Origin of the sequence: Citrobacter sp. RHB36-C18 (genome assembly GCF_013814485.1) — a bacterium.
Classification (GTDB): Bacteria; Pseudomonadota; Gammaproteobacteria; order Enterobacterales; family Enterobacteriaceae; genus Citrobacter; species Citrobacter braakii.
The window spans coordinates 2,223,447-2,240,220 of record NZ_CP057125.1; the positions used below are offsets into that span (position 1 = coordinate 2,223,447).

A 16,774-nucleotide genomic window follows, 5' to 3' on the forward strand; every position below is an offset into this window, starting at 1 on the left:
TCCTGTTTGTTATAATTTATTCGGTTCCTTCAGCAAAACGGGATGGCGATGAAGCGACTTAAAAATGAACTCAATTCGCTGGTTAATCGCGGCGTAGACCGGCATTTGCGCCTGGCTGTCACCGGACTTAGCCGTAGCGGTAAGACGGCGTTTATCACCGCGATGGTAAACCAGTTACTCAATATTCATGCCGGTGCGCGTCTGCCGTTGCTCAGTTGCGTGCGCGAAGAGCGTCTGCTCGGCGTTAAACGGGTTCCACAACGCGATTTTGGTATTCCGCGCTTTACCTATGATGAGGGACTGGCGCAGCTGTATGGCTCTCCGCCGACCTGGCCGACACCTACGCGCGGTGTGAGTGAAATACGCCTCGCGCTGCGCTACAAATCCAATGATTCTTTACTGCGCCACTTTAAAGACACCTCCACGCTGTACCTGGAAATCGTCGATTATCCGGGGGAGTGGCTGCTCGATTTACCGATGCTGGCCCAGGATTATCTCAGCTGGTCGCGGCAAATGACCGGATTATTACAGGGACAGCGGGGCGAATGGTCGGCAAGATGGCGGCAGTTATGCCAGGGGTTGGATCCGCTGGCGCCTGCTGATGAAAACCGTCTGGCGGAAATCGCTGCCGCCTGGACGGAGTATCTGCACCAGTGCAAGCAGCAGGGACTGCATTTTATTCAGCCGGGCCGTTTTGTTCTGCCCGGAGATATGGCGGGCGCGCCTGCGCTGCAGTTCTTCCCGTGGCCGGACGTTGATGCCTGGGGGGAATCGAAGCTGGCGCAGGCAGACAAACACACCAATGCGGGCATGCTGCGCGACAGGTTTAATTATTACTGTGAAAAAGTCGTGAAGGGATTTTATAAGAATCACTTCCTGCGCTTTGACCGTCAGATTGTGCTGGTCGATTGTTTGCAACCGCTCAACAGCGGGCCACAGGCGTTTAACGACATGCGTCTGGCACTCACCCAACTGATGCAAAGTTTCCATTATGGACAGCGCACGCTGTTTCGTCGGCTGTTTTCCCCGGTGATCGACAAACTGCTGTTTGCCGCCACCAAAGCCGACCACGTCACGGTCGATCAGCACGCCAATATGGTGTCGTTATTGCAGCAGTTGATCCAGGACGCCTGGCAAAACGCTGCGTTCGAAGGTATCAGCATGGATTGTCTGGGACTGGCATCAGTACAGGCAACCACCAGCGGCCTGATCGATGTGAAAGGCGAAAAGATCCCGGCGCTGCGTGGTCATCGTCTGAGCGATGGTGAACCATTAACCGTTTATCCGGGGGAAGTGCCCGCGCGTTTACCTGGACAAGCATTCTGGGACAGCCAGGGCTTTCAGTTTGAGGCGTTTCGCCCGCAGGTTATGGATGTCGATAAACCCTTACCGCATATTCGTCTTGATGCCGCGATGGAGTTTTTAATAGGAGATAAATTGCGATGAGCGAGCCGTTAAAACCGCGTATCGATTTCTCAGTTCCGCTGGACGTGGAACAAAACGCGGCGTTTAAAGCGCAGCAGATGTTCAATGAAACAGAGGCGCAGACTTTTTCTCCGGCGACAGTGGATGAACCTCTGCAAGACGAAGGTCAGGCTGAGGCCGTCATTGATGCGGCCCTACGCCCCAAACGCAGTTTGTGGCGCAAAATGGTAATGGGCGGGTTGGCGCTGTTTGGCGCGAGCGTTGTCGCTCAGGGCGTACAATGGACTATGAACGCCTGGCAGACTCAGGACTGGGTCGCGCTGGGAGGATGTGCCGCTGGCGCATTGATTATCGGCGCAGGTATCGGATCGGTTGCGACCGAGTGGCGTCGGCTATGGCGTTTGCGCCAGCGTGCGCACGAGCGCGATGAAGCGCGAGATCTGCTCCACAGCCATGGAACCGGAAAAGGTCGTGCATTTTGTGAAAAGCTGGCGCAGCAGGCGGGTATCGATCAGTCCCATCCGGCGCTACAGCGCTGGTATGCCTCAATTCATGAAACGCAGAACGATCGCGAAGTCGTCAGCCTGTATGCCCATCTTGTGCAGCCGGTGCTGGACGCGCAGGCCCGACGTGAGATTAGCCGTTCAGCGGCGGAGTCCACGCTGATGATTGCCGTCAGTCCGCTGGCATTGGTGGATATGGCGTTTATTGCCTGGCGAAACCTGCGGCTGATTAATCGCATCGCATCGCTGTATGGCATTGAACTCGGTTATTACAGCCGCCTGCGTTTGTTCCGCCTGGTGCTACTAAATATCGCTTTTGCCGGGGCCAGTGAGCTGGTGCGGGAAGTGGGAATGGACTGGATGTCGCAGGATTTAGCCGCTCGCTTATCGACGCGTGCCGCGCAGGGTATTGGCGCGGGATTATTAACGGCGCGTCTGGGTATTAAAGCCATGGAACTTTGCCGACCGCTGCCGTGGATCGATGACGATAAGCCACGACTGGGCGATTTTCGCCGTCAACTGATTGGTCAGGTGAAAGAAACCTTACAAAAGAACAAATCACCGCGCGAAAGTTAGCTAAAAATTGGGCGACAGTCGTTTAACTTTACGTCCCGGCGCCTGATTTTCCAGCGAGCTGTCAATATTTGTTGACAGAGTTCTTCCTGCAAACCCAATACTGTCTTATCATTTAATACATAATCCCTTGTCCAGGTGAAGGTTCCTATGCGTTTGGAAGTCTTTTGTGAAGACCGACTTGGTCTGACCCGCGAATTACTCGATTTACTGGTGCTGAGAAGCATTGATTTACGCGGTATCGAGATTGACCCCATCGGGCGGATTTACCTCAATTTTGCGGAACTGGAGTTCACCAACTTCAGTAGCCTGATGGCTGAAATCCGCCGTATTTCAGGGGTTACGGATGTGCGTACCGTGCCCTGGATGCCTTCCGAACGAGAACATCTTGCGCTGAGCGCGCTGCTTGAGGCGTTACCAGAACCGGTCCTTTCTCTGGATATGAAAAGCAAAATCGAGATGGCGAACCCTGCGAGCTGCCAGCTTTTCGCGCACACTCAGGATCGGATGCGCAATCATACCGCCGCCCAGTTAATCAATGGGTTTAACTTCCAGCGCTGGCTCGAAAGCAATCCGCAGGATTCTCATAGCGAGCATGTCGTAATTAACGGACAGAACTTCCTGATGGAGATTACGCCTGTCCATTTGCAGGGTGAAAATCAGGAGCAGATGCTGACCGGTGCTGTTGTCATGCTGCGCTCCACCATCCGGATGGGGCGTCAGCTGCAAAATATGACTACGCAGGATCTGAGCGCGTTTAGCCAGATTATTGCCGTCAGCGCCAAAATGAAACACGTAGTGGAACAGGCGCGTAAGCTGGCGACTCTGAGTGCGCCGCTGCTGATTACTGGTAATACCGGCACCGGCAAAGATCTCTTTGCCCATGCCTGCCACCTGGCAAGCCCGCGTGCGTCGAAGCCGTATCTGGCGCTGAACTGCGCGTCAATTCCTGAAGATGCGGTCGAAAGTGAGCTGTTTGGCCATGCCCCGGAAGGTAAAAAAGGCTTCTTTGAGCAGGCGAATGGCGGCTCGGTTCTGTTAGATGAAATTGGTGAAATGTCGCCGCGTATGCAGACCAAATTGCTGCGTTTTCTCAATGACGGCACGTTCCGCCGCGTGGGAGAAGATCACGAAGTTCATGTTGATGTCCGCGTGATTTGCGCGACGCAAAAGAACCTTGTGGAAATGGTGCAGAAAGGGCTTTTCCGTGAAGATCTCTATTATCGACTGAATGTACTGACGCTAAATCTGCCGCCGCTACGCGATTGCCCGCAGGATATTATGCCGCTTACCGAACTGTTTGTGGCGCGCTTCGCCGACGAGCAGGGCGTGCCGCGTCCGAAGCTGTCTGCCGATCTCAGCACGGTGTTAACCCGCTACGGTTGGCCGGGCAACGTGCGTCAGCTTAAAAATGCCATCTACCGGGCGCTGACCCAGCTTGAAGGCTATGAGCTGCGGCCGCAGGATATTTTACTGCCGGATTACGATGCGGCAACGGTTGCGGTCGGAGAAGAGGTGATGGAAGGATCGCTGGATGAAATTACCAGCCGCTTTGAACGCTCTGTGCTGACGCAGCTTTATATGAATTATCCCAGCACGCGCAAACTGGCCAAGCGCCTCGGCGTTTCGCACACCGCGATTGCCAACAAATTGCGTGAATACGGCCTGAGCCAGCAGAAAAAAAGCGAAGAGTAACACGGTAAATGAAAATGCCTCCCTGCGGAGGCATTTTTGTATGCAGACGTGGCTTAAGCTTTCAGTACGTCCAGCGCAGCAGTGTAGTCTGGCTCGTTGGTGATTTCATTGACCAGTTGGCTGAAAACGACGTTGTCATTTTCATCAATAACGACCACGGCACGTGCGGCCAGACCTTTCAGTGGGCCTTCAGCGATTTCTACGCCGTAGTTTTTCAGAAATTCTGCGTTGCGCAGGGTGGACAGCGTGATAACGTTGCTCAGACCTTCCGCGCCGCAAAAACGTGAATGGGCGAATGGCAGGTCGGCCGAAATGCACAGTACGACGGTATTGTCGATTTCTGTCGCCAGTTGGTTAAACTTACGTACCGATGCCGCACAAACGCCGGTATCGATGCTTGGGAAAATATTCAGCACTTTGCGCTTGCCTGCGAACTGGCCCAGCGTAACGTCAGACAGGTCTTTAGCCACAAGGGTAAAAGCCTGAGCTTTGCTTCCGGCCTGAGGAATTGAGCCGGCAACTGTAACCGGGTTGCCCTGGAAATGAACGGTTTGTGACATGGTTATCTTCCTGTTTACATATAGTTAACGTCGAGGCTAGTTTATGCCATCAGCAGTTAACACGGCAAACGCTATTTGCGGATATCCGCTTCAGGGACTGCATTAAGGAAAGCAAATGAGAACAGTTAAGGTATATGAGGAAGCCTGGCCGCTGCACACTCCCTTTGTTATTGCCCGTGGGAGCAGAACCGAAGCGCATGTGGTGGTGGTTGAAGTGGCAGAAAACGGCGTCACGGGTATCGGCGAGTGCACACCGTATCCGCGCTATGGTGAAAGCGATGCCTCAGTGCTGGCGCAAATTATGAGCATTGCCCCACAACTGGAAAATGGACTGACGCGTGAAGAGCTGCAAAAGCTGCTGCCAGCGGGAGCCGCGCGTAATGCTGTGGACTGCGCGTTGTGGGATCTGAGTGCGCGTCAACAGCAACTGTCACTGGCAGAGTTGGTGGGAAGTGAACTGGCGGAAGTGGTGACGACGGCGCAAACAGTGGTAATTGGCACGCCGGAACAAATGGCGGTGAGTGCGGCTGCACTGTGGGAAAATGGCGCGAAACTGCTAAAAGTTAAACTGGATGCGCGCTTGATTAGCGAGCGGATGGTTGCTATTCGTGCAGCAGTCCCTGATGCCACGATTATTGTCGACGCCAATGAATCCTGGCGGGCAGAAGGTCTGGCGGCACGCTGCCAGCTTCTGGCTGATTTAGGGGTGGCGATGCTGGAGCAGCCGCTGCCAGCGCAGGACGATGCCGCGTTGGAAAATTTTGTGCATCCGCTGCCGATCTGCGCAGATGAAAGCTGCCACACCCGCAGCAGCCTGAAAGCGCTGCACGGGCGCTATGAAATGGTCAATATCAAACTGGATAAAACAGGCGGCCTGACGGAGGCGCTGGCGCTGGCAACCGAAGCCCGCGAGCAGGGATTTGCGCTAATGCTGGGCTGCATGTTGTGTACTTCCCGGGCGATTGGCGCGGCGTTACCCCTTACGCCGCAGGTTAACTTTGCCGATCTTGATGGCCCTACCTGGCTTGCCAGCGACGCGGAGCCGGCCCTGCATTTTACGACCGGACAACTTCATCTCTAGGGTGCCAGCGCAGGAGATTGGACATGGCCAGCAGGTATTTCTCGCTCGCTTCATCTGAAGAGATGGGCGGAAATTCGGCGGTTATACAGTGTAAGTTCAGGTCTGCGCACCAGCTTCCAAATGAGCCGGGCGTTTCATAACCTACGCTGGTGACGAGAGGTAATTCAAACGACTGCGCCAGCCACGCGCCTAATTCGCTGCGCCTGGGATCTTCAATACAGGCCAGCGGATCGTGAAAAGAGACCACCCACGCAGGATGAATTCGGTGAATAAGCTGGCACAGCGCCTGGGTTTCTGGTTCTGAGCCCGGATTTTCGCCGGTCAACAACACCACATCGCGTTCTTCTGCGCTGCTGTTCCAGCGATACACCGTTTCACCCGCTTTCCAGTTGGCAGCGGGAAAGTTACGGTTTAGATCCACTCCGTTCGCATTTGCGCGCAGCCCGAGCTGGCAACCGTCAGGGTTAACCGCCAGCACCACATGGTGACGACGTAAGGAAGGGTTAAGCGTACGCAATGCGCAGGAAAGGGTGACGACCGATGCGTTTTCGTCGCCGTGCGTTCCTGCCAGTATCAGACCGCTTTCGCGATCGGCCGCCATTGCGGGAAACCAGATTAGCGGCGCGCCTAATAATGAACGTCCGTAATGTTCGGTTCCAGGTGGGAATGCGCCGCGCTCGGCACGGGGTCGGGTAACGGTCATAGTCATCTCTGAATGCGTGGATTGTTACTCGCAGTGTTGTGCAAAATGTATGGATAATCAAATCGTTTTCACACACTTATCTTTTCAGATGTAATATTATTTCCTTGTCGAAAGTTAATTGCATTTCCTGCTGGCGATACAAATAATTACACATTCACTTAGTAGCCGGAATTGAGGGTATTTTATGCAGCATTCTGTTTCAGTAACCTGTGGTGCGCTATTGGTAAGCAGCATTTCATTATCCTGGGCTGCTGATGTTCCCAGCGGAACGGTACTGGCAGAAAAACAAGAACTGGTGCGTCATATCAAAGACGAACCGGCGTCATTGGATCCGGCAAAGGCCGTCGGGCTTCCTGAAATTCAGGTTATTCGTGATTTATTTGAAGGGCTGGTCAACCAGAATGAGAAGGGCGAGATTGTGCCCGGTGTTGCCACTCAGTGGAAAAGCAACGATAACCGTATCTGGACGTTTACGCTGCGCGATAATGCGCAATGGGCAGATGGTACGCCGGTAACGGCGCAGGATTTTGTCTATAGCTGGCAGCGTCTGGTTGACCCGAAAACGCTGTCGCCGTTTGCCTGGTTTGCTGCGCTGGCGGGTATTAACAACGCACAGGCGATCATCGATGGAAAAGCCTCGCCAGATAAGCTCGGCGTTAGCGCGATCGATGCGCGTACATTGAAGGTCCAACTGGATAAACCGCTGCCCTGGTTTGCTAATCTGACGGCGAGTTTTGCTTTCTATCCGGTACAAAAAGCTAACGTTGAGAGCGGTAAAGATTGGACCAAACCAGGCAATCTAATTGGTAACGGCGCTTATGTGCTCAAAGATCGCGTGGTGAACGAAAAACTGGACGTTGTGCCGAACACGCATTATTGGGACAACGCCAAAACGGTGCTGCAAAAAGTCACCTTCCTGCCTATTAACCAGGAATCGGCAGCGACCAAGCGCTATCTTGCTGGTGATATCGATATTACCGAGTCGTTCCCGAAAAACATGTATCAGAAACTGTTGAAGGACATCCCGGGCCAGGTTTATACCCCGCCGCAGCTTGGCACTTACTACTATGCCTTTAATACCCAGAAGGGACCGACTGCCGACTCACGCGTGCGCCTGGCGCTCAGCATGACTATCGATCGTCGCCTGATGGCGGAGAAAGTTCTGGGTACCGGCGAAAAGCCCGCATGGCATTTTACGCCGGATGTAACGGCAGGGTTTGTGCCGGAACCTTCACCGTTTGAGCAAATGAGTCAGGAAGAGCTGAACGCTCAGGCGAAAACGCTGCTGCGTGCGGCGGGCTATGGTCCACAGAAACCACTTAAACTGACGCTTCTGTATAACACCTCTGAAAATCATCAGAAGATTGCTATTGCTGTCGCGTCTATGTGGAAGAAAAATCTCGGCGTTGACGTGAAACTACAAAACCAGGAGTGGAAAACCTATATCGATAGCCGCAATACCGGTAATTTTGATGTGATCCGCGCCTCGTGGGTGGGCGATTACAATGAGCCATCTACGTTCCTGTCGCTATTAACATCAACCCATACGGGCAATATCTCCCGCTTTAATAATCCGGCGTACGATAAAGTGTTGACCCAGGCAACCCTGGAGAATACGCAGAAAGCGCGCAATGCTGATTATAACGCCGCGGAGAACATTCTGATGGAACAGGCTCCCATTGCGCCGATTTATCAGTACACCAACGGGCGTTTAATTAAACCGTGGCTGAAAGGGTATCCGATTACTAACCCTGAAGATGTGGCTTATAGCCGCACAATGTATATTGTGAAGCACTGATATAGCTGGCCTGTTCGGGACATTGCATTGGCGATTTCCCGAACAGACAAGGCTGTAGGGAAGGTGGGTCATGAAAGCAATGGAAAAGTATCACCCAATAGAATGGGTTACACTGTATAAATACGAATGTCGTGCGCCTGAAACGCCGTGGCATACTCTTTGCTGATATTTTCCTCGACGACAATTACATCGATATTGCTGCTTTCGGTAACAACATAACGGGCGACGGCCGGGATCTTTTCAGCCGTCAGCGCGACAATAGTTTCATTACACTGTTTGATCACCGCTTTTTTGAACTCACAATCCGCGTAATCAAATCCGGTTAAGCCGGATTCTGGCGACATCGCGCAGCCGCCAATAAATCCCTGATCGAATAAAATGCCCTGCACCTGCGAGATAGCGGTGGCACCCACACACCCTCCAGAAGATCGTTGCACCGCGCCGCCCAGCATAATGACATCAAACAGTGGTTTTTTTAGTAAAACGGCGGCAATCTCCGGGGAATTTGTTACCACGGTTAACGCCAGCTCGGCGGGTAGGGCTTCAGCCATCGCCAGATTAGTACTGCCTGTGTCGATAAAAATGCAGCTTCCGGATTTGACCATCCGGGCGCATCTCTGCGCGATATTGCTCTTTTTCGCCACATTAATACTCTTGCGCACGGTGATGTCTTCGGATTCAGGGAGTGCAATGACCGCGCCGCCATAGACTTTTTTACACACGCCATCTTTACTCAGTTCATGCAGATCGCGGCGGATTGTATGTTCCGAAACGCCTAACCTACTGGCGAGTTCGGAACAGATGACTCTGCCGTTTTCCTGCAGGATCTGATAGATAAGCGCCTGGCGCTGTTCAGGGAATGCTGCGTAATCGAGCATCAATACTCCAGTGAAATAAACATCGAGCAATAACAAGCATAATTGTGCATTATGGTTCACGATGTCAACATCCCTTTAGGGAACCTATTGTTTGGATACAACAAGAAGAGGTTAGCTATGAAGGTTGCGCATATGGCGTTATGGACACGGGATCTTGAGCAACAAGCTCAATTCTGGGTCACGTTTTTTGACGCAAAGATCAACGAAAAATACTGCAGTAAAACCAATCCTGGATTTGAATCCTATTTTGTCAAAATTGGTGAGGATATCGCGATTGAGTTAATGACTAAGCCTGGACTGACAAAACATGCTCCCAACAATAACACCTCAGGCTGGGTGCATCTCGCCATTTCAGTTGGCGGCAGTGAAAACGTTGATGCCATGGCGATGCGTGCAAAAGAACAGGGGATATTAGTTTCTGACCCGCGCACCACCGGTGATGGCTATTACGAAGCGGTGATACGCGATCCTGACGGCAATTTGATTGAAATTGTGGCCTAAGGCTTCACGCCATCTCCAGTAGAAATGTTGTACCTGTTACCGACTATTGATGAGCATGATTCATAAGGTTGTCCTTCTTTTCACCTCTAATCACCCGCCTGTCGAGTCTCTATAATTTTTATAGTTTTCAGCATCCGGTGGCGCGTGCTGCCACCGTTTTGGAGAGTCTAAATGCAAAATCAACGGAATACCGTCTCCAGCGCCGGCGCGGAGATTATGAATCAACAATTTGATGGTAACAGCGTCTTTCCTCGCGGAGAGAAAAATGAAGCGTATGCGAAATATTTCACTGGCGACAGCTATCTGACCATGCTCTCCATAGAAGGCGTGGTCATTGGTAACGTAGCATTTGAGCCGGGCTGTCGTAACTTCTGGCATATCCATCATCAAGGGGGACAAATCTTGCTGGTGACCGGCGGCAGAGGCTGGTATCAGGCGTGGAATCAACCGGCGCGTGAACTGAAAACTGGTGATGTCGTACACATCCCGGCGGGAATGAAACACTGGCACGGCGCCGCGCGTGATAGCTGGTTTGCCCATATCGCTGTGGAAATCCCGGCAGCTGGCGCATCGAACGAGTGGTTTGAACCGGTAAGCGACGCTGAGTACAACCTGCTTCCCTGAGCTGTGCGGGGCACGCGTTCTGCAGGTAAAGAATCCGATGCCCGAAGTGAATCAGTTTGAGCTGATTATTGATACAGTCCTGTATCTACATGACCTGAATCCGTATATTCCAACGCTGGCGCTGGTACTGCTTTGTCATTGATATTGCCTCATTGAAATAAGTGCAGAAAAAAGACGCGGATTTCCGCGCCTTTTCTTTTGTTAGTGTGTCGATGGCGCTGCTTCAGGATTATCCATATACAGCGTCTGGCTGGGGAACGCAAAGTCGGCGTCGTGTGCCTTGACTATCGAAATAATCTTTAAATAAACGTCCTGCTGTATCGCAAGCCATTTCTCCCACACGGTGGTTTTCGTGAAGCAATACACCATGATATTCAGCGATGAATCGGCGAATTCATTAAAATAAACCAGCAGGGTTTGTTTCTGGTCTATTCCCGGATGGTTTTGCAGCATTTCTCTGACCGACTCGACAACGGCACTGACTTTATCAGCATCTTCATATCGTAACCCGATCACCGTTTTGATGCGGCGATTCGTCATCCTTCCTGGGTTTTCTACGCTGATAGAGGAGAAAATCGAGTTCGGGACATATAACGGACGATGATCGAAGGTGTTTATTTTGGTCATTCGCCAGCCGATTTCCGTAACTGTACCTTCAATATTGCGGTCCGGGGAGCGGATCCAGTCGCCGATGCTAAAGGGTCTGTCGAAGTAGAGCATAATCCCTGAGAAAAAGTTGCTCAGAATGTCTTTGCCTGCCATACCTACAGCGATACCGCCGATGCCGCCGAAGGTTAACAGGCCGGATAAGCTCATACCGAAATGTTCGCCATACAGCAAAATGATGGCAACCACGATGGTAATCTTGATGATTCGCGACAGGATCCTCGCGCTGGTGATATCTCTGCCTTTATTAATCTGCGTCTTTTCAAACTGATTAATTACCAGAAAAAGTTTGATGGTAAGGATCAGCGCAATCAACGAGGTGCAGATAAAGTCGACCACGCTGGAGGAGATAAATTTCAGGCTGTAATTTTCGATAACGTTATTAGCAATACTGCCTAACGTCCCGATGATAATGGCATAGACAAGAAATTGCGCGGCATGAAATATGAATCCTTTGCAGCGACGCTCTCCACGATGATACCAGACGCTCATCAGAACCAGCGCGGCACAGCAGCTGAGAATTACCGTCAAATTAAACGCATTATTTATAAACAGTTCAGCGATCATGATTCTTCCAACAGCTCCGTGGTAGTGAAATATCTTCTGATATCCTAATCCTCGAATATTTTACTCAGTTCTGGCGGTCAGATCATTAATCCATAGGGGAGATATATAATGCAATTAGCGCTATTTTCGGCGAAATAGCGCTGGTATCCACCCTGAAAGCGGTTTATGTAGCAGACAGTCAGTTGATGTCATGGTATTGTTAGCGCAAAGTAACAAGGTTTTCATCTGCAAAAGGACAGTACTATGATCATGGCTAAGCTGAAGACAGCGAAGGGACGGAAGTTTCTGTTGTGCCTGCTTGGGGTGTTTATTATCGCAGCGTCGGTCGTGACGCGAGCGACGATCGGTGGTGTGATTGAACAGTATGACATTCCGCTATCCGACTGGACCGCTTCAATGTACGCTATTCAATCGGCAATGATTTGTGTCTACAGCATGGTGTTTACGATTCTGTTGGCTATCCCGCTGGGAATCTATTTCCTCGGCGGCGAAGAGCAACACTAAGCGTTTGTTATGCCGGATGAGATCGCCATCCGGCATTGAGTTGTGTGGTTAATCGTCTTCTTCATCATCCAGTTCAACTGGCGTCTGATATTCATCCGGCTTGATGACCAGCAGGTCGCAGCGTAGGTGATCGATAACCTGTTCAGCGGTGTTACCAAGGAACGCGGCAGAAATACCGGTACGACCGACGGTACCCAGTACTACAATACCCGCCTGCAAGTGCTCGGCTAAATCAGGAATGACCTCTTCAGGCAATCCTTTTTCAACGTGCGTCACTTTCTCATCGATACTGAATTTCTGGCGCAACGCCTTCATGGCCAGCAGATGCTGTCCACGGATCGCGTCGTTATAAACGCTGGGGTCAAACTCAGGTAGTTCAATTGCGATATTGATTGGCGTAACAGGGTAGGCGCCAACCAGATGCACTTCAGTATGGTTAACCTGTTCTGCTAGTTGCAGCGTCTCTTTGACCAGTTTTTCATTGAGCGCGTTGTGATAAGGCTCTTCACTGGCGAGGTTCACCGCAACCAGCGCTTTACCCTCTTCAGGCCATGGCTGATCTTTAACCATCCATACCGGGCTTGGACATTTGCGCAATAAATGCCAGTCGGTAGGCGTGAAAATTACGGCTTCGAGGCGGTCGTGTTGGTGTGCCATTTTGAGGACCAGGTCATGCTGAGCGCTAATGACTTCCTGGATGATGGCTTCAAAGGGACGGTTGTGCCATACCACTTTAATTTCAAGAGGGATCCCTGCTTCGATGTAGTATTTTGCTTGTTCACGGATCCATGCTGTTCGCTGGCTGATGACCCCCTGACGCATTGCCGTACGCTCATCGGGCGACAGCAGGGTAGTCATCTCGTAGGAAAAGTCATAGATTGGCAAAAAGGCTTTAATTTTGCCACCAATCCGTTGATGCAAATAAACAGCTCGCCGTAATGCTGGTTGATCGTCCTGGTTTGGATCGATGACGACCAGCATATTTTTATACATAGCCATACAGGGTCTCCTTACAACTGTCATCGCAGTTTGTAATTAAAAGAGTAACCCAATAATGTGGATTGAAACAGGGGAGAACCTCCTGCCAGATCAATAAATCGGGAAAATTTAGCGATTTGACAGAAGGATAACAGAAATGCTTGCGGAAAGATTACGCAACGTTACGCGTGTGGCCAGCAAGAACTGCCAGCGCGTCGCTATTCTCAATAGTTATGTATTTGCCTTTCACTGCCAGCATGCCGCTTTTCTGGAAACGACCCAACAGGCGGCTGATGGTTTCAACCGTCAGACCCAGGTAGTTACCGATGTCGCCGCGGGTCATGGTCAGACGGAACTCACGAGGCGAGAATCCGCGCTGGGCAAAGCGGCGAGACAAGTTGTAGATAAAGGCCGCCAGGCGCTCTTCTGCATTTTTCTTCGACAACAGCAGGATCATATCCTGGTCGCCTTTGATTTCGCCACTCATCAGACGCATCATCTGCTGACGCAGATTCGGCATTTTTCCGGACAGGTCATCAAGGGTTTCGAAAGGAATTTCGCAAACCATTGAGGTTTCCAGCGCCTGGGCAAAGCTCGGGTGATGTCCGCTGCCAATCGCGTCAAAACCGACCAGATCACCCGCCAGATGGAAGCCGGTAATTTGCTCATCGCCTTGTTCGGTAATGGTATAGCTTTTAATCGTTCCGGAGCGGATAGCGTAGAGTGATTTAAGTTCATCACCTGCTTTAAAGAGCGTTTGCCCCTTTTGGATAGGCTTTTTGCGCTCGATGATGTTATCGAGCTGGTCAAGCTCATGCTCGTTAAGTGTGAACGGGATGCAAAGCTGGCTGATGCTGCAATCCTGGCAATGGATAGCACAACCGCCAGACTGAATGCGCCGTATAATTCGCTTTTCCGGGATCATAGGTCTGCTCAAGCCGTAATTGATATTTGTCAATTTTAACATCTTTTTGGTGAGCACGTAAGCCTGAGCTACTCCCAATAGAGAATAATTCAGGTATAACCGGAATGAATGTTTGTATCTCCTTGATTAACCGCATTTAATTTGTGGTCACATTATGCGAAAGTGTGACGAATAAGGCATTAATTGCCTGGAATCTAGAGTAGCAAATAACCTTCGTGACGCAATAACCACTCTTTTCGCTGCACGCCGCCAGCATATCCAGTCATGGTGCCGTTACGCCCAATGACGCGATGGCAGGGGACCACAATGCTTACCGGGTTGGCACCATTGGCCGCACCGACGGCTCTTGCAGCACCGGCGCGCCCTAACTGTTCGGCCAGTTGACCATAGTGCATGACCTGCCCACACGGGATAGTGCGTAATGCTTGCCAGACTTCACGCTGGAAAGGCGTGCCAGCTGTTGCCGTTTCCAGCGTGTCAATAATGCTGAGATTCCCGGTAAAATACTCCGACAGTTTATCGCTTAATCCGCCAGGGTTTTTGGCTGTAATACGCTGATAACCTTCTGTGCGGTAATGAATATCCAGCAATTGTTCCATGCGATCGCGGTGCTGATCCCATTCCACCGCGCGCAGGCGAAATTGCTCATCACAAATAACCCACAGCGGGCCTAGCGGCGTGTCGATGGTGTCTTCCAGTAAGTTCAGCATCCGTTTCTCTCATTACAGCGTTCAGGCGAGGTTACACATTATCACGCCAGCAACAGTTGCAGCTATACCCCTAAAAACGGATATCTGTATGTCGTGAGTAGATCTTTTCAGCGGAGCGAGCCGGGTGAATTATTGGAAATAATCGTAAACCGTTGTCGGTATAATAGTGCGCGGTTATGATAATGCTCGTCGTAATTCGCTGGAGGAAGAAACATGAACCTTGATGATGCTTCGCTGTTTCTGGATGCTATGGGGGATGTCCAACCGCTGAAGGGCTGCGCCGATGTACACTGGCAGCCAACGCGTAATATCCGCACTCCGGCGCGTATCGATACGCTTCAACTGGATAACTTTCTCACGACGGGGTTTCTCGATATTATCCCGTTGAACGAGCAGCTTGAGTTTCGTCGCGAAGGTTTACAGCACGGCGTGACTGACAAACTGCGAACCGGAAAATATCCGCAGCAGGCGAGCCTTAATCTCATCCGCCAGCCCGTAGAAACATGCCGCCAGATGCTATTCAGTTTTATTCTACAGGCACAGAAAGATGGATTACGTAACGTGTTGGTGATACACGGTAAGGGGCGTGACGATAACGCTCATGCCAATATTGTTCGCAGCTATGTGGCGCGCTGGCTGACAGAATTTGATGACGTCCAAGCTTACTGCGCCGCTTTGCCGCATCACGGCGGCAGCGGGGCATGCTATGTGGCATTACGTAAAACCGCGCAGGCAAAACAGGAAAACTGGGAGCGTCACGCTAAGCGCAGCCGCTGATCAACGTATTCATCAGGCGGCCAGTACTCTGTTCCTGCCTTCGTGCTTGGCTTTGTACAACGCGTCGTCCACGCGTTTGAATAATTCATCAATACTTTCGTTCGTTTCGTGCCGCGCAACGCCAATGCTGACGGTAAAGCGGGGAAGACCAGGGAGAGTAACCTTGGCTACCGTTGCGCGGATCACTTCTGCAAGATTGAGGGCGACATCCAGCGAGGTTCGCGGCAGCAGCAGCACAAATTCTTCACCACCCCAGCGAAAAATAAGATCGTCTTTTCGTGCACAGGATTCCAGTGTGCGGGCCAGAGCGCAAAGCACTTCATCGCCTTTTAAATGACCGAAGAGATCGTTAATGCTTTTAAAACGATCGATGTCGATCAACAACAGACTGTAGTCCTGCGTCAATGATACCGCATGCGTCTGCTCCGGCTCGGTTACCTGATAAAAATGTCGGCGATTAAGTAATCCCGTTAAAGGGTCACGCAGAGCGGCATGCTCAAGCTCCTGTTCCAGCCGTTTTTGTTCGGTAATGTCATGAATAATGCACAACATGAGTTTATTACCGTAAATTTCAATCGGTCCGGCGTAGGTTTGCACATGACGTGAGGTGCCGTCTGCCAGTTTATGGACAAAGTGCAAAGGCTTATGGCCGCCGGGCAGATGGGCGATTTCATGCATCACCGGCAATATATGGCGGCCCAGCATGTTGATCTCCCAGGTATGTTTCTGGCACATCACATCAAGGTTGTAACCATAAAAATTCAGGGCACTGAGGTTTGCATCAACGATCAGGCCATCGCGGGACGGATCAATCAGTAACATTGGCGCGGAGTTGGTCTGGAAAAAACGCGCATAAAAGCCCTGTTTTTTTCGTTGATAAGTTGCTGAACGGCTGGCTTTCAGACCTTGCGCAGATGGCGTTTCAATGCCTTCGAAAAGGATAACATCCCCCACGCCCGGCAGAGATTTAATGGACAGGCGGCTAGCCAACGCGATTTCCTCACCATCGCGGTAAACCGTGAGGATCTCAACAACGTGATGATGATTGCTCAAGTCACTGAGATACATGGTTAAATCATGTTGAGAATGCGTTGAGAATATGCCCTTGCGCAGTGGGGAAAAACAGAGATCCTGCATTAGCTCACGTGCAACGATATTAGCGAACACCAGTTCTTCAGTTTGTGGCGAAACAATCCACACCGGAAAGGTTAACAAATCCAGTGAATGCAGCTCGGTTGTGCTCATCGATAATCCCGTTATCTTTATCTGCTGTGTTGCCCGTTTAATGGCGAATATTTTAGATATT

At 51.2% G+C, this 16,774-nt stretch carries 17 protein-coding genes; 9 read left to right on the forward strand and 8 right to left on the reverse strand.

Translation table 11 applies throughout. The features are described 5' to 3' along the window. Window positions 1-48: 48 nt before the first annotated feature. The 3 genes from HVZ52_RS10585 (at window position 49) to tyrR (ending at window position 4,196) form a co-directional block, all read left to right on the forward strand. On the forward strand, window positions 49-1,446 hold the full coding sequence (locus HVZ52_RS10585) for a YcjX family protein (RefSeq protein ID WP_016153215.1): 1,398 nt from the start codon (window positions 49-51) through the stop codon (window positions 1,444-1,446). After that, on the forward strand, window positions 1,443-2,504 hold the full coding sequence (locus HVZ52_RS10590; protein WP_181599212.1) for a YcjF family protein: 1,062 nt from the start codon (window positions 1,443-1,445) through the stop codon (window positions 2,502-2,504). Before HVZ52_RS10585 ends, HVZ52_RS10590 begins: the two co-directional genes overlap by 4 nt. Window positions 2,505-2,651: 147 nt before the next feature. Then, window positions 2,652-4,196 carry a transcriptional regulator TyrR gene (tyrR, locus tag HVZ52_RS10595; protein ID WP_016153213.1) on the forward strand — a complete coding sequence of 515 codons (1,545 nt, stop codon included), beginning with the start codon at window positions 2,652-2,654 and terminating at the stop codon, window positions 4,194-4,196. Window positions 4,197-4,249: 53 nt separating this feature from the next. On the opposite strand, the gene tpx is transcribed toward tyrR, so the two are convergent. Continuing rightward, window positions 4,250-4,756, reverse strand: coding sequence for a thiol peroxidase (gene tpx / locus HVZ52_RS10600; protein ID WP_016153212.1), 507 nt, complete (start codon window positions 4,754-4,756; stop codon window positions 4,250-4,252). 115 nt (window positions 4,757-4,871) lie between these two features. On the opposite strand from tpx, the gene ycjG reads away from it, so the two are divergent. Then, complete coding sequence (ycjG, locus tag HVZ52_RS10605) at window positions 4,872-5,837, forward strand: L-Ala-D/L-Glu epimerase (protein ID WP_016153211.1); 966 nt, start codon at window positions 4,872-4,874, stop codon at window positions 5,835-5,837. On the opposite strand, the gene mpaA is transcribed toward ycjG, so the two are convergent. Then, window positions 5,812-6,540, reverse strand: coding sequence for a murein tripeptide amidase MpaA (gene mpaA / locus HVZ52_RS10610; protein WP_016153210.1), 729 nt, complete (start codon window positions 6,538-6,540; stop codon window positions 5,812-5,814). The genes ycjG and mpaA overlap by 26 nt on opposite strands. Window positions 6,541-6,724: 184 nt before the next feature. Between mpaA and mppA the strand changes: the two genes are divergently transcribed. Beyond that, a complete protein-coding gene (mppA, locus tag HVZ52_RS10615) occupies window positions 6,725-8,338 on the forward strand; it encodes a murein tripeptide ABC transporter substrate-binding protein MppA (RefSeq protein WP_181599213.1) in 1,614 nt (537 codons plus the stop codon). 107 nt (window positions 8,339-8,445) lie between these two features. On the opposite strand, the gene HVZ52_RS10620 is transcribed toward mppA, so the two are convergent. Then, window positions 8,446-9,216 carry a DeoR/GlpR family DNA-binding transcription regulator gene (locus HVZ52_RS10620; protein WP_065554831.1) on the reverse strand — a complete coding sequence of 257 codons (771 nt, stop codon included), beginning with the start codon at window positions 9,214-9,216 and terminating at the stop codon, window positions 8,446-8,448. Between the two features lie 117 nt (window positions 9,217-9,333). Here HVZ52_RS10620 and HVZ52_RS10625 point away from each other — a divergent pair, with 117 nt between their 5' ends. Together HVZ52_RS10625 and HVZ52_RS10630 are read left to right on the forward strand one after the other, a co-directional pair. Next, a complete protein-coding gene (locus HVZ52_RS10625) occupies window positions 9,334-9,717 on the forward strand; it encodes a VOC family protein (protein WP_047417311.1) in 384 nt (127 codons plus the stop codon). A 216-nt stretch (window positions 9,718-9,933) separates the two neighbouring features. Then, window positions 9,934-10,341: a cupin domain-containing protein gene (locus tag HVZ52_RS10630; RefSeq protein WP_175299812.1), complete on the forward strand. Its 408-nt coding sequence runs from the start codon at window positions 9,934-9,936 to the stop codon at window positions 10,339-10,341. 201 nt (window positions 10,342-10,542) lie between these two features. Here HVZ52_RS10630 and HVZ52_RS10640 read toward each other — a convergent pair whose 3' ends face one another. After that, entirely contained in the window at window positions 10,543-11,574 is a 1,032-nt protein-coding gene (locus tag HVZ52_RS10640) for a mechanosensitive ion channel family protein (protein WP_049040724.1), read from the reverse strand. Between the two features lie 243 nt (window positions 11,575-11,817). Here HVZ52_RS10640 and HVZ52_RS10645 point away from each other — a divergent pair, with 243 nt between their 5' ends. After that, entirely contained in the window at window positions 11,818-12,078 is a 261-nt protein-coding gene (locus HVZ52_RS10645; RefSeq protein ID WP_003020403.1) for a DUF2534 family protein, read from the forward strand. A gap of 48 nt (window positions 12,079-12,126) precedes the next feature. On the opposite strand, the gene uspE is transcribed toward HVZ52_RS10645, so the two are convergent. From uspE to ogt, 3 genes are all read right to left on the reverse strand, one after another. Continuing rightward, window positions 12,127-13,077, reverse strand: a complete 951-nt coding sequence (gene uspE / locus HVZ52_RS10650; RefSeq protein ID WP_016153204.1) for a universal stress protein UspE — start codon at window positions 13,075-13,077, stop codon at window positions 12,127-12,129. A gap of 151 nt (window positions 13,078-13,228) precedes the next feature. After that, on the reverse strand, window positions 13,229-13,981 hold the full coding sequence (gene fnr, locus HVZ52_RS10655) for a fumarate/nitrate reduction transcriptional regulator Fnr (protein WP_003020397.1): 753 nt from the start codon (window positions 13,979-13,981) through the stop codon (window positions 13,229-13,231). 194 nt (window positions 13,982-14,175) lie between these two features. Further along, complete coding sequence (gene ogt, locus HVZ52_RS10660; RefSeq protein WP_181599214.1) at window positions 14,176-14,691, reverse strand: methylated-DNA--[protein]-cysteine S-methyltransferase; 516 nt, start codon at window positions 14,689-14,691, stop codon at window positions 14,176-14,178. A 213-nt stretch (window positions 14,692-14,904) separates the two neighbouring features. Here ogt and smrA point away from each other — a divergent pair, with 213 nt between their 5' ends. Next, window positions 14,905-15,468 (forward strand): DNA endonuclease SmrA, encoded by a 564-nt coding sequence (smrA, locus tag HVZ52_RS10665; protein WP_181599215.1) that lies wholly within the window; start codon window positions 14,905-14,907, stop codon window positions 15,466-15,468. A 12-nt stretch (window positions 15,469-15,480) separates the two neighbouring features. Here smrA and HVZ52_RS10670 read toward each other — a convergent pair whose 3' ends face one another. Then, the gene (locus HVZ52_RS10670) at window positions 15,481-16,713 is read right to left on the reverse strand and encodes a sensor domain-containing diguanylate cyclase (RefSeq protein ID WP_181599216.1); all 1,233 of its coding nucleotides are present in this window, start codon (window positions 16,711-16,713) and stop codon (window positions 15,481-15,483) included. Window positions 16,714-16,774: the final 61 nt, after the last annotated feature.

Bases quoted from the DNA above. Each gene is read 5' to 3' on its own strand.
- HVZ52_RS10585 (WP_016153215.1), top strand. From the start codon at position 49: ATGAAGCGACTTAAAAATGAACTCAATTCGCTGGTTAATCGCGGCGTA.
- HVZ52_RS10590 (WP_181599212.1), top strand. From the start codon at position 1,443: ATGAGCGAGCCGTTAAAACCGCGTATCGATTTCTCAGTTCCGCTGGAC.
- tyrR (WP_016153213.1), top strand. From the start codon at position 2,652: ATGCGTTTGGAAGTCTTTTGTGAAGACCGACTTGGTCTGACCCGCGAA.
- tpx (WP_016153212.1), bottom strand. From the start codon at position 4,756: ATGTCACAAACCGTTCATTTCCAGGGCAACCCGGTTACAGTTGCCGGC.
- ycjG (WP_016153211.1), top strand. From the start codon at position 4,872: ATGAGAACAGTTAAGGTATATGAGGAAGCCTGGCCGCTGCACACTCCC.
- mpaA (WP_016153210.1), bottom strand. From the start codon at position 6,540: ATGACCGTTACCCGACCCCGTGCCGAGCGCGGCGCATTCCCACCTGGA.
- mppA (WP_181599213.1), top strand. From the start codon at position 6,725: ATGCAGCATTCTGTTTCAGTAACCTGTGGTGCGCTATTGGTAAGCAGC.
- HVZ52_RS10620 (WP_065554831.1), bottom strand. From the start codon at position 9,216: ATGCTCGATTACGCAGCATTCCCTGAACAGCGCCAGGCGCTTATCTAT.
- HVZ52_RS10625 (WP_047417311.1), top strand. From the start codon at position 9,334: ATGAAGGTTGCGCATATGGCGTTATGGACACGGGATCTTGAGCAACAA.
- HVZ52_RS10630 (WP_175299812.1), top strand. From the start codon at position 9,934: ATGAATCAACAATTTGATGGTAACAGCGTCTTTCCTCGCGGAGAGAAA.
- HVZ52_RS10640 (WP_049040724.1), bottom strand. From the start codon at position 11,574: ATGATCGCTGAACTGTTTATAAATAATGCGTTTAATTTGACGGTAATT.
- HVZ52_RS10645 (WP_003020403.1), top strand. From the start codon at position 11,818: ATGATCATGGCTAAGCTGAAGACAGCGAAGGGACGGAAGTTTCTGTTG.
- uspE (WP_016153204.1), bottom strand. From the start codon at position 13,077: ATGGCTATGTATAAAAATATGCTGGTCGTCATCGATCCAAACCAGGAC.
- fnr (WP_003020397.1), bottom strand. From the start codon at position 13,981: ATGATCCCGGAAAAGCGAATTATACGGCGCATTCAGTCTGGCGGTTGT.
- ogt (WP_181599214.1), bottom strand. From the start codon at position 14,691: ATGCTGAACTTACTGGAAGACACCATCGACACGCCGCTAGGCCCGCTG.
- smrA (WP_181599215.1), top strand. From the start codon at position 14,905: ATGAACCTTGATGATGCTTCGCTGTTTCTGGATGCTATGGGGGATGTC.
- HVZ52_RS10670 (WP_181599216.1), bottom strand. From the start codon at position 16,713: ATGAGCACAACCGAGCTGCATTCACTGGATTTGTTAACCTTTCCGGTG.